Raw genomic sequence first — 18765 nt, 5'->3', positions numbered from 1 at the left:
CAAGGTGGGCGACGACTACGTGGTGGTGCTCAACGAGGAGGGGATCCCCCGCCTGCGCGTCAACGCCCTCTACCGCTCGCTCCTGCGCCGCTCGGGCGACGAGGCGCGGCTCTATGTCGAGCAGAAGCTGCGCTCGGCCGTCTGGCTCATCAAGAGCGTCGAGCAGCGCCAGCGCACGCTGCGGAAGGTGACCCAGAGCCTGGTCAAGTTCCAGCGTGATTTCCTCGACCGGGGGGTGGCCCACCTGCGGCGCTGGCCCTCCGGGACGTGGGCGAGGACATCGGCATGCACGAGTCCACCATCAGCCGGGTGACCACCAACAAGTACGTGGAGACGCCGCAGGGGCTCTTCGAGCTCAAGTACTTCTTCCACAGCGGCATCGCCTCGGACTCCGGCGAGATGGTCTCCTCCGTCTCCGTCAAGAAGAACATCCGGGACCTCGTGGCCGCCGAGGACGCGGGCAAGCCGCTGTCGGACCAGGAGATCGCCCAGGTCCTGCGCGGACAGGGCCTCACCATCGCGCGGCGCACGGTAGCCAAGTACCGGGAGGAGCTCGGCATTCTCCCCTCGCACCAGCGGCGGCGCCAACCTAAGAAACGCTGAGGGTGCGAGGCCGACGCCCCGGACAAGTAGCCCAGGGCGTCGGCGGCTGGAGTACGACGCCTCAGCGGTGCCGGGTGTGCCTCAGCGGCTCGATGGAGGCGGGGGCGGCGCCGGCGCGCCCAGCACCCAGACCCAGGAGTTGGGAGCGCTCACCCTGTCCCCTTGCAGATGGTAGCAACCGTGGACGAAGCCGCCTTCCCGTTGGTCGGTGGACGAAGCCGCCTTCCCGTTGGTCGGAGGGAGCCACTTCGATAGCTCACGGCGTTCAGATTTCACTATTTTAGTGAGGGGTGCTTCACGCTATCAGGTACTTGGCTCGCAGACTTCTCGATAAAGGTAGCCTCGAAGGAGTTTCACGTTATTCTATCGATCCCCCCTTCCACTTTTCAGCTACTTACGGCTGCATTGTTTCCTGAAAACGTTGGGCGCTCAGTATTTTTCGCTGACCGCGACGCGGCGAGCTGCGCCCGAGGGACCAATATTGGTCCCGCACGTTATTCGTGCGTTCGATCATGAAGGTGGCCGCTGCCATAGGCGATGGTCCGGCTGGAAGACGAGGCCGGCGGCGGATCTCTGGACGATCTTCCGGGCGACCAGGGATCGGACGGACCGCTTCGTATGCGAGTACTCGAGATTGAGGCATTTCGCGATCCACCAGGCCGAATGGGGTCTCGGCATCCCAAGAATGATCAGGACTACTCGTGATTCTGTCGGCGGAAGGGTCAGCGCGATTGCCAGCGCCCTCAGCCATGCTCTCGGGACCGACGGGACGTGTACAGGCCCCTTACTATCCTGAGGATTCATTCGGCACCGGCCACCAGGCCATCAGACGGCAAGGTGAGGAGATAGTTGCTCCAGCCGCAGGCCGGCGACCAGCAACGAAAGGCGAGGCGCAACCAAGGGAATAGCTGTTCTTCCTCGTCTTCCTCCGGCCTCACGACCGTCCGTATGATGCTTCCCTTACACTCGGGGCAGCGCCAGTTGACCGGCTCTGGGCTCGATGAATCGCGTGGAGCTTTCATAAGAGTTTCCGAGAAGTGCTCCCGGTACCAGCAGTAGGCGATCCACTCCGGTACCTCGTAGGTGGAGTCGGACGCAAGCGCCGCCTGCTCGTCGTCAGTGAGATGGACTTCAGGGCAGCCGCAACCCTGTGTTTGAGGTGTCTCGGGGTCTTGCGTCATCGCTGGTCTACTTCGTCGATGTTTGATCTCATAGGTTCTTCCTACTCCCCGTTCAGTGTCTGCGAAGTGCTCGCTAACTTCACCGATGCTACCCAGAGCGGCAGGCGCTGCCACGGTGGCAGATTCTGTCGGCTCACGGCTGCCCATCCTTTCCGATCAGGTCCAGAACGGCGAGCAGGAGAGCGCGGACCTGCTGGTCACGGGCCTGACGGGCTTCGGCTTGTCGCTGGCGGCTGAGTTCGGCTCGGCACCGACCCGAGCAGACCCGTTGCCGGGGCCTGAGTAGGTCACTGCAGACGGGGCACCGGCGGTCATTGGCGCTCACGGGAGCACCCTCCACGGGCGCACGTGCGCCTTCTGGCGAGACTTCAACGAGCCGGGAATCCAACGGCAACGTCCTCGGCGATGGGGCTCCTGTGCAGTCGATGAGAGCCGTTGCAGAAATCGGCGCCGGCCTGTCGATTGGCGCTAGACCTACTCATAGGACCAGATCCCAAACTCCGCACATCCTAGACAGTGATATCGAGTGATATGAGCTGCAAGCATCCCCAAGACCTCTCTCCACTCTCCGCTGTATAGCTCGAAGGGGGTTGTCCGCAGTGTCACCTCAGGACACTGGATAGTGATCGTGCCCCGCTGGTCTTTGAAAGTCTTCTTCGCAAAGACTCCGCGTTCCGGCAGGTCAGGCCACGCTCGCTTCAGGGCCGCCGCAAGCTCCAGGGCGTCCTTGGCGGTCACCTCTTGGCCGAGCCCGGGCCAATAGCGTCCATCCCAGTCCGATGGGTCGCCTCTCCAGAGCCACGGCTGATCTCCGGGATCCTGTACGTCTGGTGGTGGTGCCTCCGTGCCCGCCGGTTCCCAGCCATAAACCTGAGCGATGGAAAGCAGTCGGCTCCAGCCGCCTGGGGGCAGCGAGAACTCTCCACCCCCGTAGAAGCCCTTCCGGCTGCAACGGGGGCAGGAGTCAGACAGGTATAGCGCGACGTTGTCTAGCACGAGCTCATTCATTAGTTCCCCTCGTTCAGCTCGACGTCCCGAATGACCAGCGCCGTGCGCCCGGGCCCCATCTTGCCGCCTCCGTCACCTTCTCCATCGCCTCCTTCACGTCGTCGATGCTCGTGATGTGGTCCCGATGTCTTGGGGCCGGTCACGCTCACATCGCTTCGATTCATAACGATCTCCCTTTCGTTGACCCCTTTAGGGGTCTGTTTGTCGCGGCCAAGATCTTCATGACCATCTTCTTAGTCCACTTGTCCATCTTCCCCGGCTATTCACGAAAGTTCGGGCCCTTGGAAAGCACATAGTCGCGACCGCAGCCCGGGAACGGGAGTTGCGGCCGCCCGGGCACGCGTCCGACGCAGGCGAATTCGCCAGTAAGGAGCATCCGGCCAAATACCTCAAAGATGCCCGGATCGCTTCGGGGGTCGACGTGATTCCGTGGCGTATGCACCCCATCCACCATCGCCGCCAAAGCCTCAGCGCTGTCTGGCGACAGATTGACTGAGAAATTGACGGCAGCGGCCGCCCGAACCTCCTCAAGCGCCTGCTGAGGCAAGAGTCCGAGATAGTCCCACTTGGTTACGAGATCGGCGAAAATGCGCTCGGCCCGGTCAAACTCTGACTCGTCTATTCGGCTAAGCATGTCTTCTCCCTCCTGGACACGGGTGACCACCTGAAGATTGAATCGATCTTGTCGTCGTATTGAAAGCACCCATTCGCCGGGCCGGAGCGGGGGCGCGGCATCGTGCCGGGTGCCCCCGCTCCGGGGTTATGCTGCGTGTTGGGTGTGCTGGTCCCCGGCATGCTCCCGGACCAGCCTCGTTGGGCGCACGCATCGCGCCCGTGTCTCTACTACTCTTCGCTGGGAATGTTGCTTCACTGCTTCCGTGCTTCGTTGCTTCGGTGCTCCCATGCTTCACTGTTTGAAACCTCTCTGAATGGACTGAAGGAAGAGATATGGATGAGTGCGGACTCATCGAGCAGACTCTGGTGGCTGAGCCTCAACAATGTCTTCGCCCCACGTCCGCTGGAGCGCTTGCGGGAGCCGCACGGCCGCTTGCTGTCCCAGACGCCGGCGTCGGCCTTCGACCTGGGTGTAAGTCATCACCTGCAGGCGCCACCCGATGAGCTGATCCGCGATCTCAGGGCTCCAGCCCGCGCAGCGGTGCCCGAACAGTTCCCAGATCTTGGCGAGACGGCCGCCCCTCGGGATGCGCCGCGTCCCGGTCTTCACGCCCACCGCGATCCGGTAGGTAATGCAGAGCCGTGGCGGTACCCCATGCGCTTCCCGGTACCGCCAGATCGCGGAGCCCGCAGCTCCCGGCTGATTCTCGGCCACGCTGGTGATGAGACCCACGACGAAGAACCGCCAGTCCTGCTCCCCTTCCGTCGCTCCTGCCCGAGGGGCACGCCGCGCATATAGGACGGGGCCGAGGCTCCATCCCTCGACGACCATGTGGTAGACGGCGTCGGGCAATCGGGCGAAGGGCCACGCGGCCCCGTCCAGGTTCGGCACCTCCCCGCCCCGTGTCCGGAATGGGTCAGGCGCCGCGAATGCGGGGCTCACTTCGCCGGCTCTGATGCAACGTGTTGCACTGCGGTCTTCGTCTGCGACTTCACTGTTCCCCCCGTCTAGTGTTGAAGTCCCTTGCCTGTCTGGCTCGAGGCCCTGCCGATTCTCCGGAGGAAGCCTCCGCGCTGTCGGTGTCCGCGAGCCTTCCCGCGATGCGTTCGCCCGGCGACCGCCGGAGTATCGACCGCGTACTGTAGTGGTGCGCGACAATCATCCGGATCTAGGTCTCGCTGCCACGGTGGCAAAGATTGCCGATGGCTTCTGGGACTCCCGTCGTGCGCTCCGGATCTCGGCTAGCACGGCATCGACGCCTGGGACCGGCCGATGGGTATCCATCCAGATGTCGAACTCGCTCCGCTTGACCAGAATCTTGGCACCCACCCGGCGGCAAGGGATGGGTCGGACGGGATCCTGCAGGCGGGCGCGTAGAAATCGAACGCTGAGGCTTGAGTAAACAGAGAGGTCGGCGAGGTCCAAATACCCGTCTCGCTCGATGTCGAGACGAGAATTATCAGCGGTTGAATGTCTCACTTACCGCTTCTCGGCGGGCTCGACCCGCTACGGGTGAAGTGGCTCTCGGTGGTCATGGCGGGTTTATACCACGGGGGCGGCCCATATCAGGTGAATGACTGCGGCTCTTCGGGGCATTCTTTCGATCCTGCCAGACCAGATACATCAGGACCTCACTCTTGTAGTGAACATTGCCATCTGTGGCACATCATGGTCAGTGCCCCTCCTAGCGACCCCTTCATGGTCTCCCCAGGCTCCGTCCTGCCCTTCAGCGCAGCGATCTCGCATCTAGCCAGGGCCGTGGCCGGCTGCGCTCTACTCATCGTGCTGGCGTCCAGCTCGCAGCTGTCCATCCTGACGCTAACTATTGGGGCGTCGGCTTGTACCTGACGCAGTGCTTGCGACTGGAGAGGCCGCGCCAGTACCTCTTCTTCCCGAAACTCTTCTGGCCGTCTTCTTGTCCACGTGTCCATCTTGCCTTCAGATTCAGAATGCCAGTCTCCGGTTTCAAAAAAGTTTACCGATGCTTCCTGGACTATCGGTTACGCCGTCGCGCGCTCTCCGGATCTCGGCCAACACGGCATCGACGCCCGGACCCGGCCTATGGCTATCCCTCCAGAGGTCGAACTCGCTCCGTCTGACCAAAATCTTGGCACCTACGAGCCGGCAAGGGATGGGTCGCAGAGGGTCCTTCCTGGATACGACCGTTGGTCAGCGAGGAGGCGCGTGAGGGACTAGATCAAGCTCGCCAGCCGTGGCGCGCCGTGGCCATCGTGGTAACGAGAGCCGCTGGGAAGCTGCCGAGCGCCGGCTAGTCGGGACTTCCAGGGGCCTTCGGTAAGCTCCTTCTGGAGCTTCTGATGTGCACGGGGCCGTCACACGTCTGTTACAGCTGCGTTACACCGCGCGTTACATCAGCGTTACGATTAATGTCTCATCTGAAACAGTTCGAGTCCTAAAGGCCCGGACCCTATCGGTGCTGTAATCTCCCTGATACTTCGATCAGTTATGCAGATGGAACGGCCGCAACCGTTACATACCTCAAGATGTTCGGCGTATCCGTGGGGACGAAGCCGCGCGTGACGGTTGCGTGGCGGCGGTCGCGCAGCCCTCATCTGAGACGGTGCCCACCGGGCTCTGCCACGGTGGCAGCGGCGATGCTTGCGGATCCCCATCAGACGAATCTAGACTGAAATGTGAGGGGCAAAACCAATCCGGTAGGATCCCCGGAACTGCCTGCCTGGTCTGAATACCTGGACCTTCAAGGCCTCAGCCGCTACACCTCCCTGAGCCCGAAGGTGATCCGGAAGCTGCAGCAAGATCCTGTCGATCCCCTGCCGTGCGTCCCGGTGGGCCGCGGCGGCCGCTACTACCGGCCGGCCATCGACGCCTGGATGGCGCGGCGAGCCGGCCAGGCGAGGGCCGTCGACCAGGTCCTCGAGGAACTGCGCTCCGACCCTCGTCGCCACTTTCTGCCTCCGGCTTGACCTTGCGATGCTTCCATGCTCTCATACGTATGGAGGGAGGATATGGGTCGAAAGCAAAAGGAGGGTCGAAGAGTGAAGACCAGTCTAGTGATTCCTGATGCCCTGTTACAGCGGCTGAAATTGGCCGCACTGGAGGAACGGGTCGAGGGAGGCTTCAGCGCCCTGCTGTGCAAGCTGGCCACCCAGTACCTCCAGCGGAAGGGCCGGTAGCCGTGGCCGTCCGAGTGGAGCGTGACCGGCACTTCAACTGCATCCCGGGCGAGCCCTGCGGGGCCGCAGCGCCGTCCGAGAGACGGCTCCAGGGTCGTCCCGTGGGCGCCTGCATCCCGCGCCGCGTCTGGTGGCTCCGGACCCGGAACGGCAACGGTAAGCGCGTCAGCATCTCGTTCAAGTCAGAGGTCGAGGCCCACGAGGCTGCCCGGAAGGTGGAGGCGGCGGTCGTACTCGGCCAGGACTATCTGACGACGGTCAAGCAGGAGCCCGCGGTAAAGGTCCCGACGTTCGCCGACGTTGCCGAGCAGTGGTTCGAGCGGTATCCGAAACTGAATGCGGTCAAGATGACGACCCTGCAGAACTACAGGAGCTTCTACCGGAACCATCTGGAACCGCACTTCGGCAAGGTGGCTATCACGGCTATCACGCCGGAGGCGGTCGAGGACTTTATCGCCGTCAAGCGCAGCATGGACGGTTCGGTCAGGCGCAAGGGTAAGGCGTTGTCCGACTCGTCGCTCCGGGTCGGCTTGATCTCATTCCGGCTCGTCATGAGGTTCGCCCTCCGGCGCCGGTTCATCCAGGAGAATCCGTTGACCCTGGCCGAGTGGCGGCCGGCCCGCAGCGCCGACAATATCGATCCCTTCACGCTGGCCGAGCTGGAGGCCATCGTCCGGGCGGCCGACAGCATCCAGGCCGACTTCGGATTACTCTTGAGGCTGTGGGTCCAGAGCGGGATGAGGAGAGGTGAAGTCGCGGCTCTCCAGGTCGCCGATATCGATCTAACGGCTGGCACGGCCAAGATCAGCAAGACATGGAGCCGTGAGCGACTTGGTGAAAGCACCAAGACCGGGATCGCCAGGACCTCCAGCTTCCTGCATCCGATCATCGAGGACACCCTGGAGTGCGAACCAAGCGTCACCTGGGCCCATGCCCGCTCGGTGCTGTCCGCCCTTCAGGTCGCCATCGTCACGGCCAACGGTCCCGAGGCCTTCCTGTTCGGCGGTAAGGCGCCGATGGATCAGCACAGCGTCGACAAACTCTGGTCCAAGACGGTCAACGTCGCGGGCGTGCGCTACCGGTCCCCGGAGCAGCTTCGTCACACGTTCTGCAGCACGATGTTGAGCCGGGGGGCCAACCTGCTCTATACGGCCGAACAGGCCGGCCACACCGTGACAACGATGCTCAAGTTCTATGCGCGGTTTATGCCCAGGACGGTGCGGCCGTCGACCATCGTCCCGCCCGAGAGAGGCGGTTCTGCAAGCATCGTTGCAAGCAGAGATGCGACCCAACTGTAAGTAGCGGCGAACTCTACTCCCCCAGCATTGGCTAGAACTTCAGGGCGAAATCGAACAGGCGCTTCTTGTCCCAGTAGACCTTGCCCAGATACAGGCCCGGCTCGATCTGTCGGATCTCGTCCCGGATCCAGTGGGCGACGAACGAGGTGTCGGAGTAGTCCAGGACGATGCACTCCTTGTTGTCGAGCCAGCTCGGTCCCTTGTAGACCTTGGCCACGATGGCGTTGAGCCCGAAGGGAAGGATCTTGTTCTTGAGCAGGCCCTTGGGCCCATCGAAGACCTTGCCCTGCCACGCGAAGTGGTTGATGAGCTGGGCGATCTCTCCGGTGTAGGTGCTGCCCGCGCCGATGATGGCGGTGCCCTGGGCCTCCCCGTTGGGAATGTCGCCGGGCGCGCTCTTCGTGAACAGCTCGTCGAGCTGAGCCTGCGTCATCTTCAGCAGCTGTGGCACATCGTATGCCATGGTGGTGGCCTCCTCTTGTCTCGCTCGTGAATGAGTCAGGCGTGGGTCAGGATGACGTCGGCCGCCTTCTCGCCGATCATGTAGACCGCGCTCACGATGAAAAACCCTGGGATGCGCGGGAACACCGAGGCATCCGCCACGCGCAAACCCTGCGTCCCATGCACCCGGAAATCCGAGCCGAGCACGCCGCCTCGCTCCCGGGGGCCGATGGCGCACGTGCAGGAGGCGTGATGCCCCCAGGCGTGGTTCCGGGCAAACTCCCGGATCTCCTCGTCGGTCTGGACGTCCTTCCCCGGCACTTCCTCCTCACCGACCAGGCCATCAGTCTGTATGCCCCTGGTCAGGGCGCGGACGAACTTGACGGCGGCCACCACGGCGTCGAGATCCTCTCCTCTCGTATCGTTGCCTTCCTCGAAATACCGGAAGTTGATGGCGGGGGTCTCGCGCGGGTCCGCCGAGCGCAGGGTGACCTCGCCCGCCCGATTGTTCGTGTGCCCCTTGACGATGGTCCAGCTCAGGTAGTTGAGGTAGTCGACGAGGGCCCGCGAGTAGCCAGGGAAATACCCCTGGAACTTGCCCAGCAGGGCGAGGCAGAAGAGATCCGGAAGCGGCATGGTCGGGGTGGACCGCGTGACCACCCCGAGGATCGATCCATTGGTGGCATAGACGCCCTTGCCGCCGGCCGTCCAGCGACGATAGTGAGGATCGCCTTTCGCGAAGGTGGCGCCCTTGAGAACCTCCCAGTGTTCGAACCTCATGCGGTTCACCACGCTGACCTCGTAGCGGTCCTGCAGGTTCTGGCCAACCCCGGGAAGATCCACCCGCACCTCGATGCCGTGGCGCCGCAAGGTCTCCCGCGGCCCTATCCCCGAGAGCATGAGCAGCTGGGGGGTATTGAAGGCCCCCCCTGCCAGGATGACTTCTCTTGACGTGTGGACCCGGCGGAGCTCGCCCGGCCCGTCGCTCGGTCGGCGACTGGCGCGATAGAGCCGGTCTCCTCTCAGGTATTCGACTCCCCGGGCTCGGTTCCCCTCGTCGAGCAGGACCCGAGTGGCCAGGGCGTTGAGCTCGAGCTTCAGGCGGTCGGGATACCTCCGCGCCGTGTCGAGGACGCGCTCCCGGGAGCCCATTCGCGCATGGTGGCGGGTGGTGAGCGGCATGTACCCGACGCCCACGGCATTCTGCCTCACCAGCCGCCCGTCGTTCAGATCGAGCTGGCCCTTGACGAGCCGTTGCGCTCGCGTGATCGGGTCACCGAGACGCCGGATGATCTCGAAGGCCGTCTTCTCGATCATCTTGATGAGGGCCGGGTCGTCGAGCATGGACTCGGGGATGGCCTTCTCGGTGTGGAGCCATCCTTTCCAGCCGTGGCCCGTGGGATCGATGCCGATCTTGGAGAGCAGCCGGTACGGCCACCGGTGATGGCAGTTCTCCAGCTTCCGGAAGTAGGTGCGCATGTGCTCGGCGTTCCACGAGGGGTCGCCCGTGAGCCCGGCAATGCCGTCCCAGTCGGCATCATGGGGATACAGCATGATCATGGCGTTGTGGGCGGTACAGCCCCCGAGGGTGCCCGCCCGCGGATAGAGAACCCCCTCGACGCGCCGTCCCTCCCAGCTCTCGCGATACTTGAGGTCCAGGCGCTGCCGCGCCTCGCTCGCATAGTGGCGGACGAAGAAGTCCCAGCTGATCGCGTCGTTCTCCGAGGCGAAGCCGTGGAAGGCGGGCACATCGTAGTCGTCGGGCAGCCGGTTTCCCTCGGGATCGACCGGATCGCCGCCCCTCAACTGCCGCGGGTCGCCCCCCGCTTCGAGCAGCACGACCGATCTCCCGGATTCGGCCAGTCGCGCGGCCAGGGTCCCCCCGCCGGCCCCCGAGCCCACCACGACATACTCGCAGTCTGCCGTTTCGCTGGGCCCCACTAGAAGGTCTTTAAAAACTCGATGAGGGCCCGCTTCTCTTCATCGCTCAGCCCGGGCTCCTCCTTGAACATGTCCGTGCCAAAGTAGTGGCCGCGATTCACGACGAAGTCCGGGCACTTGCTGAGCTTCAGCAGCGGATCGCGGAGATTCGCGAACTTCTTGCGCGCCTCCTCGTCGGACGCGCCCGCGGGGAGCGTCCGCAGGTCGCGCTCGATGGCCACGAGCAGCTCGAGGATCTCCTTGCCGTGCTTGAGCTGGTCGGCGTGGCTGCCGCCGTCGGGCAACAGCTCCAGGTTGGCCAGGAGATTCACGGGCGTGCCCGCGGGAATCGGCCCGATCTGCACGCCTCCCTCGCCGACCAGCCAGGGGAGATACCGATGGAGTGGTCCGAGCAAGGGCCGGAGGAAAGGCGGCAGGTATCCGCCGGCCACCCGCAGGTAGCTCCTCGCCGTCGTCCGGTCGATGACGCCGGGAACCTTGGCCCCCAGGATGGGGTCCTTGTCCCGCTTCTCGGGCCAGAGCATCTGCTCGATCGAGTCCTGGAACGACCGTATCCGGGCTTCCACCGAGGGGCTGGGGTCGAACTTCCCCACGCTATTGTTCTGCAGGAAGGGCGCCGTCGACCACACGCTCACCAGCGAGGCGGGCCGCGTGTAGCCGCGCCCGCCCGCCGGCATGGTATAGGGGCGCGGCTCGCCCGTGAACGGGTCGTGGACGGTGACCGTCCCCACCGAGGGCAGGTCCTTGTAGGACTTCGACGAGAAATTGTCCCAGATATTGCCGCCGATGGCATTGGTGGCGAGGGGGCTGCAGACATTGGTGTCGAGGAGGGTCACGGGCACGCGCGCGTCCGTGGACAGGAAATTGTCCTCGAGAAAGTCGCCGGCCAGCACGATCTCCCGCATCCTCTGCTTGTACTCGTCCGTCTTGGTCCACTCCCAGTACCGGCTCCAGCAGCCGAGATAGCCGGGGCCCGCGCAGCCGCCGGGGTCGAGCCCGACGGCGGGCGTGGGCGCCTTGCTCGAGTGGCAGCGCGCGCAGCGCTCCGCGAAGGCCACCTTGCCGCGCCTGAGCGTGGCCTGGTCCTTGGTCAGATACGCCTCCCCTCCCGGCGCATCCTTCAGGAGATGAGGCCCCGAGCTCTTGAGGAAGAACAGCCCCATGGCGGGCGTCTGCGTCTCCGTGGCCCGCCAGTACGCGGAGTTCTTGCGCGCCACCGCGATCTCGATGGGCGTGATGGGCGTTCCGCCCGCGAGTGCGTTGAAGTGCAGCATCCACTCCTCGCTGAACAGGCCGATGTTGAGATACACGCGATTGAGGGCGCCCAGGGCGCCCACGGAATCGGAGGCGTCCTTGAGGACGTGAGGGGTCCACACCGTGTCGGGCTTCTCGAAGAACTCCGTCAGCGGCCCGTCCTTCACGTAATCGTTGAACTGGGCGTTGTGGAGGCCGCCCCCGGCCAGCGTCTCCTTGCCCCAGCGCTTGCCCATGACCAGCCGAGGTCCCAGGTGGTACACGGCGTTCATGGTGCGCGGGTTGTTGATGTAGTCCGTGGACACGAGCGAGGTGTCGAGGCTGCCCGGACGCGAGCTCCGCAGGAGCTGGTACATGTAGTTGGAGGGGTCGTATTTCCAGGTGAAGATCCGGTCGACCCAGAAGTACTGGGCGCCCACGTTCGAGCTCAGATTCTCCCACTTCGGATTCTCGGGATCGGCGGGGGGCTTGATGGGGTTCGGCCCGACGTGGCAGAAGGCGCACGACATGCCCACGCGATACGGCCTGACCAGATCCTTTCTCAGGTAGTACGCCTCGTCGGTGTAGTACTTGGCGGGATCCCACTTCCTGGCCGCGGCCTCATCGAATGCGGGATTGGGGAAAAGCCGCAGGCCGACGATGCCACTGGCGTACCCGTAGAAGGAGCCGGCGGGCAGGTTCTTGCCCCGCGCGCCAATGGCCACGCCCGGGTACTTCTTGCCGTTCTCGAAGGGATCGGATGAGCAATCGGGGCGACGCTTGTCGAGCCACAGGCCGTGCCGCTGGGGATCGGGACCCGTCGGCTTGTCGAAGCAGGGCTCGTTGACCAGCCCGAGGTAGTTCCAGCGGTTGTCTCGGCTGAATTTCAAGCTCGCGTGCGAGGAGAGGATCTTGAGCAGATCGAAATTCCCGAAGCTGTTGACGGAGATGGCGTCCCAGAAACGGTCATTGCCGCCCGTCCATACGATCCACGTGTTGCGTCCCTGGATCTCCTCGCGCGTGAGGGTGAGGCCGCCGTCCATGTCGTGGAAGTAGTCGTCGTCCGCCGCGGGAAACGATTCAACGCTGCGGCTCACGCGGCTGGCCTCGTCGAGCACGTGCCCCGCCCGCTCCTTGCTGCAGCTGGCAAAGAGAACGAGGCACAGAGGCAGGAAGGCCCACAACGGGCGCCGGCAGTTTCCGGTCATGACCGTCTCCCTCTTCGCGCGACCACGAGGCACAGCCTGGCGAGCTCGACCCTCAGCACGCTAGCGCGTCTTCAGATACTCGATCAGCGCATCCTTGCTGCCCGTCGGAAGATTGGTGCCGAAGGCGTGGCCCTGATTGCCCGCGGCGCGCTCGCTCGTGTCGTGCTTGGTGCCCACTCGCTGCGCCTCCGCTCCCTGCGAGACGAACCCCATGCCGACGGGATCGTAGAGGTCGTACCCGCGCCAGAAGACCTTGGGCCGCTTCTCGGGGGCGGTCAGGAGGTCCCGCAAGCTGGGCACCGAGCCATTGTGCAAGTAGGGCGCCCGCAGCCAGACGCCGTCGAGGAAGGGAGGGTTGTAGCCCTCGAGGGGCGCCTCCACGAGACCCTTGCGCTCGATCCCGAAGCCGCGCACGACCTTGTTGGCGGCGATGGCATTGTCCTTGTTCCAGGTACGGATCCGCTCCGGATCGGTGCCCACCGCGTCCAGGGGCATGCGCTTGCCCGTCTTGTCGCTCGCGTGACAGGTCGCGCAGTTCGCGTCGAAGACGTTCCTGCCCGCCCCCGCAAGCTTCTGGTTGATGGGGAAGGGAAACTTCGGCGGCTCTTTGGCCCGCAGGTATTGCTGGAGCCACTTCACCTGCTCCAGGAATTCCTCCATCCGCTTGGGGGCGGCGCCGATCACTCCCAGGGCGGAATCGATGATGACGGAGTAGGCGTCGTGGCTGTCCCCGGCCAGGTTCATGGTCGTCCCCTCGCGATCGTACTTCTTCAGATTCCAGATCGGAGGCATGTCGGTGGGACCGGTGCTGTCGTCCATGGGGAGCTTGAGGAGGAAGTACTTGGTCAGGTTCATGGCGTCGTCCCGCCCGCGGCCCCAGTCCGGAAGGTCTCGCCGATAGATCCACGCGAACTGGGCCTCGCGCTCGAGGAGCCGCTTCTTGGTGACGGGAATGAGAATGAAGCGGTAGATCATACGGTCGATCCACGAGAGATTGGTGACGAGCCTGATCTCGCGCATCATGTTGTCGGCATTGAAGCGTGGATCCTTCGCGCAGTCCACGAAGAAGCGGAACAGGCCGACGAGGTAGAGGGTGTGGCCCGGGCCCGCTCCCACGAAGGTCGGGTTCTCCTCGAGCGACGTCCGGTAGCGGGCCGCGTGACACGAGGCGCAGTTGTTGGCCACCCTCGGGAAGCCCACGACCTTCTTGGTGAAGCCGATGGGCAGCTCCTGCCCCTGCTCCCACGACACGCCGAAGGCGGCCCAGCCCCCCGGCTTGGGGAGCTTCTCCGGGAACATGCGCGGGAGCACGTAGAAGATCCAGTACGGCATCCCGGCTTCGCGCTCCGCCCCGATGGAGCCGTACTTGAACCGCATGTCGGGGTCCTTGGTGATCCAGTCGGGCTGCGGCTCCTCGCGGAAGAACTTGTACCAGGTGAAGCCTCCGCCGAGGACACCCAGCACGAGGACCACCCCGATCACGATCAGGAGCTTTCTCTTCCCCGCGCCCAGCTTCCGCTTGGCCGCCATGGTCGATCTCCCGTCAGAAGGTCTTCAGGTACTCGACGAGCGCGTCCTTGTCCGGGGGCGGCAGCTCGGTGCCGTACGCCTTGCCCTCGTGCCCGACATTGGAGTTGCCGGGCACGGCCGTGTCGAACCTGAAGAACGACCGCCAGCCCTGCGCGGCCAGGTTTGACACGAAGCCGACCTTCTTCGGATCGTAGACGTCGTTGCCGCGGAAGAAGATCTTGGGTCGCTGGGCCGACGGCTCGAGCAGATCGCGCAGGCTGGGGACCGAGCCATTGTGGAGATAGGGGGCGCGGAGCCAGAGACCGTCGAGGGGCATGTTCGCGTAGCCAAAGGTCTTGCGGAAGTGTTGGAAGCGCCAGGGGTACCCCGCGTAGAGCATCGACTGGTTCACCGCCAAGTCGTACGTGTAGCTGTCGAGCCGTCGCCGGTCGGTGCCGATGTCCTTGATGGGCGTGACCTTGCCCACGAGCTCGCCCGCGAAGTCCCGCCCGCTCGCCCCGTGGCACGAGGTGCAGTACCGCTCGTAGATGGCCGCCCCGCGGGCGACCTTGCCCGCATCGACGGGGTATGGATATTTCGGCGGCTCGGCGGTCAGGAGCCATTTCTCGATGCGGCCGATCGCCTTGAGGTCGATGGTGGGTGGCGTGGTGCCGGTGCCGAAGGCCGCGCTCTTGTTGCGCTCCTCCACCACCGTGTTGTTGCCGTCCCAGTGGAGCTGCTTGCCCTTGCGCGGCTGCTGCAGCCAGATCGAGGGAAAGTCCGACGGCGCGTTCTTCTCGGCCTCGGCGAGCGCGCCGAGGGGAAAGTTGAAGAGGACCTTGGCCGCGTTGAAGGTGTCCACGCGCCCCGGGCCCCACTCCGGGTACGGCATGAGCGGCTCGAAGCGTCCGCGGAGCATGAGGAGCCGCTCGCGCACGAGGGCCACGGCGAGGGGATAGATGAGATAGCGGTCGACGGGGCCGAGCCGCTCGCCCTTCTCCCGCATGAGGCGATCGATCTCGGGCACGACATATTCGGCGCTGGATTTCGGATCCTTCGCGCACTCGAAGAGGAATTTCTGGAAGGCCCACACGTTGAAGGTGTGGGCGGGCATGCCGAGATAGAGGCGCGGCCGGGCCGCCGGGCTGTCGCGCACCGTGCTGGCATGGCAGACGGCGCAGTTGAGGAACGTGCGATCGATCCCCTGATACCGCCGCCTGGACATCCCCACGGGCAGATCCTTGCCCTCTTCGAAGACCAAGCCGAGCGACGCGTAGCCGGGCCCGGGCAGATGGATGGCGCACACGCGCGGCAAGGCCTGGAAGATCCAGTAGGGAAAGCCGGACTCGCGCTCGCCGCCGGTGGAACCGTACTTGAAGTGCTCCTCGATCTTGGCGTACACGACCGGCTCGTCCTCCATCATGAGGACGACGCCGTATATCAGGAGGGCGATGAGGCCGAGGGTGGGCAGGATGAGGAGGGCGACCAGCCAGGTCCCCCAGCGCTTCTGGGCCAGGCGCGCCAGCCACGAGCGCTTGCCAGCCGTGGAACGGGTGGGTTCCGTCATGACGGTTTCGCCTCCTCCTGTCGACGTCCTTCAGGCAGCAGGCAATGCCGCAGAGCTCGGTGGCCGCGCGCGAGAAGCTCCTCGCGCGCCGGCGTGGACACAGCAACCCTCCCCGAGAGCAGATCCTGCCTCAGCCCCGGAGGCCCAGTCAAGCAATGCCGTCCCGAGACGACATCAATCGGGGCGTTCTCCCTCACTGACGTACGTATGTTGGCACCGTGACGCGCTCTGACACGGCGGCGCGCTCGAGGCCCTTGAGCCAGGTCAGGGACAGCCGGCCGTCGGGGTCGAAGTGGATTGCCGTGATCGCCTCGCCGACGGTGAGGCCCGGGGCCCAGTCGCGCTCGATCCGCGAGATGTCACGCGCCGAGAAAATCTGGCGGAGGGCGAGGGCGCGGCCATTGACCTGGGCCATGAGCAGCCTCCGATGGTCGACGTCGAGCACGTCACGCCGCGGCGCCGAGAGGAGCCGCCGCTTTGCCTCGAAGAAATAGCTCCAGGTGCAGGCGCGGCCGCACGGAAGCCGCGTCTCCGCGAAGGTCGCCGTGTGCCAGAGCACCTCAGGCTTGGGAAGCGTGCTCAGGCCGGCGGGCGGAGTGAACCAGGTCGCCTGATCCGGGCGGCCATAGTAGTAGCCAACGCGGCAGTCGCCGTCACTGCGGCAATCGGCGATGATGCCGGAGCTCGGGAGGAGCGAGCGGTAGAGACAGCGAAAGGGACCAGGGCCGCCCGAGCATTCGGCGGGCGTCGGCTTGGCCGCGGCGGCGGATACGCATGGGATGAGGAGGAGCGCGGCGAGGAGCAGCCGTGGGAGCGGCGACATCGAGACGGAGGCGCGCTACGTGCTCTCGGCCAGGATCTCGGTCATGCGGGTGAAGAACTGGTCGAGCATCATCTTGCTGACGCCGCCGAGCATGCGCTGCCCGACGCTCGCGATGAGCCCGCCCACCTGGACATCCGCGGAGTAGCTCACGCGCGAGCCCCCCTCGGCGTCGGAGAGCTCCATGGCGGCCTCGCCCCGCACGAAGCCCGGCCCCCCGCTGCCCTCGAGGGCCATCCGGTAGTGCGTGGGGGGCTCCTGGTCGAAGAGGCGCACCTTGCCCTCGAAGGTTCCCTTGATGGCGGCGACGCCGATCTTCATCTTGGCCTTGTATTCGCCGGGCCCGATCTCCTCCAGCCCTTCGCAGCCAGGAATGGCCTTGGCCAGCGTGGCCGGATCGAGAAAGGCGGCCCAGACTTTGTCCCGCGGCGCCGGAATGTCGTAGGAGCCCTCGATTTTCATCCGTCGAGCCCTCGGAGGGCGGCCGCCATGCGGCTCATGCCTTCCTTGATCGTCTCGAGCCCCGTCGCGTAGGAGAGGCGGATATGGGCATCCGAGCCGAAGTCCACTCCGGCCACCGTGGCGATGCGCGCCTCGTCAAGGAGAAAAGCGCAGACGTCCGCCGAGCCCTTGAGCACGCCGCCCTTCCCCCGCTTGCCGAAGAGCCCGGAGATATTCGGGAAGACGTAGAACGCGCCCTTGGGCATGACGCAGCGAATGCCCGGCATGGCGTTGAGGGCCTCCACGATGACCCGGCGGCGCCGGTCGAACTCGTGGACCATGGTGGCAATCTCGTCCTGGGGCCCGGCCAGCGCCTCCACGGCGGCCCACTGCGTGATCGAGGTCGGGTTCGACGTCACCTGGCTCTGGATATCCGTCATGGCCTTGATGATGGGCCGGGCGCCCGCGGCGAAGCCGAGTCGCCAGCCCGTCATGGCATAGGCCTTGGAGCACGTGTTGACGACGAGGGTGCGCGCCTTGATCTCGGGCGAGAGCGAGGCGATGGAGACGTGGTGTCCCTCATAGGTCAGCGGCTCGTAGCACTCGTCGGAGACGATCCAGAGATCGCGCGCCACGGCCAGCTCGCCGACCTCGCGCAGGGCCTGGGCGGAGAAGACCGCGCCCGTCGGATTGCCGGGGCTGTTCAGGATCAGGAGCTTGGTCTTCGCCGTCACCGCCTTCTTCACGGCGGCCGGATCCAGGTCGAAGCCGGTGGATTCCGACGTTTCCACGGGCACGGGCACCCCGCCGAGCAGCTGCACCTGCTCGGGATAGGAGACCCAGAAGGGGCTGGGGATCAGCACCTCGTCGCCGGGGTTCACGAGGGCCATGACGATGTTGTAGAGGGTGTGCTTGGCCCCGCAGGATACCGTCACCTCGTCGGGCGCGTACTCGAGCCCGAGGTCGCGCTTCAGTTTGTGGCAGACGGCGGCGCGGAGCTCGGGAATACCGCCGACCTCCGTGTACTTCGTCTGCCCGCTCTCGATGGCCCGGATGGCCGCATCCTTGATGCGGCGCGGGGTATCGAAGTCGGGCTCTCCCGCTCCGAAGGAGATGACGTTGATGCCCTGCGCGCGCATGGCCTTGGCCTTGGCCTGCATGGCGAGGGTGGGAGAGGGCTGGAGAGTGGCGACCCGGTCAGCGAGCATGCGGAGAGCCTACTTTCTGGAGAATTTGGCGTTCAGCCGCTCCTCCACCACCGACGGCACCATTCCCGTGACGGCCGCGCCGAGCGAGGAGACTTCCTTGATGAGGCGGGAGGAGATGTAGGTGTACTTCTCGTGAGGCGTCAGGAACACCGTCTCCACCGTGTGGCGGAGCTTGCGGTTCATGAGGGCCATCTGGAACTCGTACTCGAAATCGGAGACGGCGCGAATGCCGCGCACGATGCAGTCGGCCTGCTCCCGGTGCACGAGATCGATGAGCAAGCCGTCAAAGGAGGTGATGCGCATCCTGCCCATGCCCGCCGTCGCCTCGTCGATCATCTCCAGGCGCTCCTTGACGTCGAAGAGCGGCTGCTTCGAGGGATTCGCCACCACTGCCACGATGAGCTCGTCGAAGATGCGCAGGCTGCGCTCGATCACGTCGAGGTGCCCGTTGTGCATCGGATCGAACATGCCCGGATACACGGCCCGCTTGCCCACGGCGTCCCCCATGACTGCGGCGGAAATGGTCGAAAAAGCAC

General features: G+C 64.9%; 16 protein-coding genes and 1 pseudogene. 4 read left to right on the top strand and 13 right to left on the bottom strand.

Annotated elements, in window-relative coordinates; translation table 11 throughout:
* A pseudogene (locus VGT00_02440) lies at positions 1-603 on the top strand (RNA polymerase sigma-54 factor).
* A gap of 800 nt (positions 604-1403) precedes the next feature.
* On the opposite strand, the gene VGT00_02435 reads toward VGT00_02440, so the two are convergent.
* Positions 1404-1784: a hypothetical protein gene (locus tag VGT00_02435; GenBank protein ID HEV8530257.1), complete on the bottom strand. Its 381-nt coding sequence runs from the start codon at positions 1782-1784 to the stop codon at positions 1404-1406.
* Positions 1785-1899: 115 nt separating this feature from the next.
* Here VGT00_02435 and VGT00_02430 point away from each other — a divergent pair, with 115 nt between their 5' ends.
* Positions 1900-2070, top strand: a complete 171-nt coding sequence (locus VGT00_02430) for a hypothetical protein (protein ID HEV8530256.1) — start codon at positions 1900-1902, stop codon at positions 2068-2070.
* A gap of 188 nt (positions 2071-2258) precedes the next feature.
* Here the strand turns inward: VGT00_02430 and VGT00_02425 are convergent, their stop codons facing one another.
* From VGT00_02425 to VGT00_02415, 3 genes are all read right to left on the bottom strand, one after another.
* Positions 2259-2792, bottom strand: a complete 534-nt coding sequence (locus VGT00_02425; GenBank protein HEV8530255.1) for a hypothetical protein — start codon at positions 2790-2792, stop codon at positions 2259-2261.
* Between the two features lie 259 nt (positions 2793-3051).
* Positions 3052-3426, bottom strand: coding sequence for a hypothetical protein (locus tag VGT00_02420; protein HEV8530254.1), 375 nt, complete (start codon positions 3424-3426; stop codon positions 3052-3054).
* 330 nt (positions 3427-3756) lie between these two features.
* Complete coding sequence (locus VGT00_02415; GenBank protein ID HEV8530253.1) at positions 3757-4299, bottom strand: hypothetical protein; 543 nt, start codon at positions 4297-4299, stop codon at positions 3757-3759.
* 1865 nt (positions 4300-6164) lie between these two features.
* Here VGT00_02415 and VGT00_02410 point away from each other — a divergent pair.
* Positions 6165-6353, top strand: coding sequence for a hypothetical protein (locus VGT00_02410; GenBank protein ID HEV8530252.1), 189 nt, complete (start codon positions 6165-6167; stop codon positions 6351-6353).
* A gap of 311 nt (positions 6354-6664) precedes the next feature.
* Positions 6665-7861 (top strand): tyrosine-type recombinase/integrase, encoded by a 1197-nt coding sequence (locus VGT00_02405; protein HEV8530251.1) that lies wholly within the window; start codon positions 6665-6667, stop codon positions 7859-7861.
* Positions 7862-7892: 31 nt separating this feature from the next.
* On the opposite strand, the gene VGT00_02400 is transcribed toward VGT00_02405, so the two are convergent.
* From VGT00_02400 to coaD, 9 genes are all read right to left on the bottom strand, one after another.
* Entirely contained in the window at positions 7893-8324 is a 432-nt protein-coding gene (locus VGT00_02400; protein ID HEV8530250.1) for a hypothetical protein, read from the bottom strand.
* Between the two features lie 35 nt (positions 8325-8359).
* Entirely contained in the window at positions 8360-10204 is a 1845-nt protein-coding gene (locus tag VGT00_02395) for a GMC oxidoreductase (GenBank protein ID HEV8530249.1), read from the bottom strand.
* A gap of 38 nt (positions 10205-10242) precedes the next feature.
* Complete coding sequence (locus tag VGT00_02390; GenBank protein ID HEV8530248.1) at positions 10243-12684, bottom strand: hypothetical protein; 2442 nt, start codon at positions 12682-12684, stop codon at positions 10243-10245.
* 60 nt (positions 12685-12744) lie between these two features.
* Positions 12745-14214: a hypothetical protein gene (locus tag VGT00_02385; GenBank protein ID HEV8530247.1), complete on the bottom strand. Its 1470-nt coding sequence runs from the start codon at positions 14212-14214 to the stop codon at positions 12745-12747.
* Between the two features lie 13 nt (positions 14215-14227).
* On the bottom strand, positions 14228-15760 hold the full coding sequence (locus VGT00_02380) for a cytochrome c (GenBank protein ID HEV8530246.1): 1533 nt from the start codon (positions 15758-15760) through the stop codon (positions 14228-14230).
* Positions 15761-15953: 193 nt separating this feature from the next.
* Positions 15954-16583, bottom strand: coding sequence for a hypothetical protein (locus VGT00_02375; GenBank protein HEV8530245.1), 630 nt, complete (start codon positions 16581-16583; stop codon positions 15954-15956).
* A gap of 15 nt (positions 16584-16598) precedes the next feature.
* A complete protein-coding gene (locus tag VGT00_02370) occupies positions 16599-17042 on the bottom strand; it encodes a carbon monoxide dehydrogenase subunit G (GenBank protein HEV8530244.1) in 444 nt (147 codons plus the stop codon).
* Positions 17039-18229, bottom strand: coding sequence for a pyridoxal phosphate-dependent aminotransferase (locus VGT00_02365; GenBank protein HEV8530243.1), 1191 nt, complete (start codon positions 18227-18229; stop codon positions 17039-17041). Before VGT00_02365 ends, VGT00_02370 begins: the two co-directional genes overlap by 4 nt.
* 9 nt (positions 18230-18238) lie before the next feature.
* Entirely contained in the window at positions 18239-18724 is a 486-nt protein-coding gene (coaD, locus tag VGT00_02360) for a pantetheine-phosphate adenylyltransferase (GenBank protein ID HEV8530242.1), read from the bottom strand.
* Between the last annotated feature and the right edge of the window lie 41 nt (positions 18725-18765).

Source organism: Candidatus Methylomirabilota bacterium (genome assembly GCA_036002485.1).
Classification (GTDB): Bacteria; Methylomirabilota; Methylomirabilia; order Rokubacteriales; family CSP1-6; genus AR37.
The sequence above is the reverse complement of the archived record's forward strand: the minus strand, read 5'-3'. Positions and strand labels throughout refer to the sequence as shown.

Coding starts and splice junctions, on each gene's coding strand:
- VGT00_02435 (HEV8530257.1), bottom strand. CDS start 1,784: ATGACGCAAGACCCCGAGACACCTCAAACACAGGGTTGCGGCTGCCCT.
- VGT00_02425 (HEV8530255.1), bottom strand. CDS start 2,792: ATGAATGAGCTCGTGCTAGACAACGTCGCGCTATACCTGTCTGACTCC.
- VGT00_02420 (HEV8530254.1), bottom strand. CDS start 3,426: ATGCTTAGCCGAATAGACGAGTCAGAGTTTGACCGGGCCGAGCGCATT.
- VGT00_02400 (HEV8530250.1), bottom strand. CDS start 8,324: ATGGCATACGATGTGCCACAGCTGCTGAAGATGACGCAGGCTCAGCTC.
- VGT00_02390 (HEV8530248.1), bottom strand. CDS start 12,684: ATGACCGGAAACTGCCGGCGCCCGTTGTGGGCCTTCCTGCCTCTGTGC.
- VGT00_02385 (HEV8530247.1), bottom strand. CDS start 14,214: ATGGCGGCCAAGCGGAAGCTGGGCGCGGGGAAGAGAAAGCTCCTGATC.
- VGT00_02380 (HEV8530246.1), bottom strand. CDS start 15,760: ATGACGGAACCCACCCGTTCCACGGCTGGCAAGCGCTCGTGGCTGGCG.
- VGT00_02375 (HEV8530245.1), bottom strand. CDS start 16,583: ATGTCGCCGCTCCCACGGCTGCTCCTCGCCGCGCTCCTCCTCATCCCA.
- VGT00_02370 (HEV8530244.1), bottom strand. CDS start 17,042: ATGAAAATCGAGGGCTCCTACGACATTCCGGCGCCGCGGGACAAAGTC.
- VGT00_02365 (HEV8530243.1), bottom strand. CDS start 18,229: ATGCTCGCTGACCGGGTCGCCACTCTCCAGCCCTCTCCCACCCTCGCC.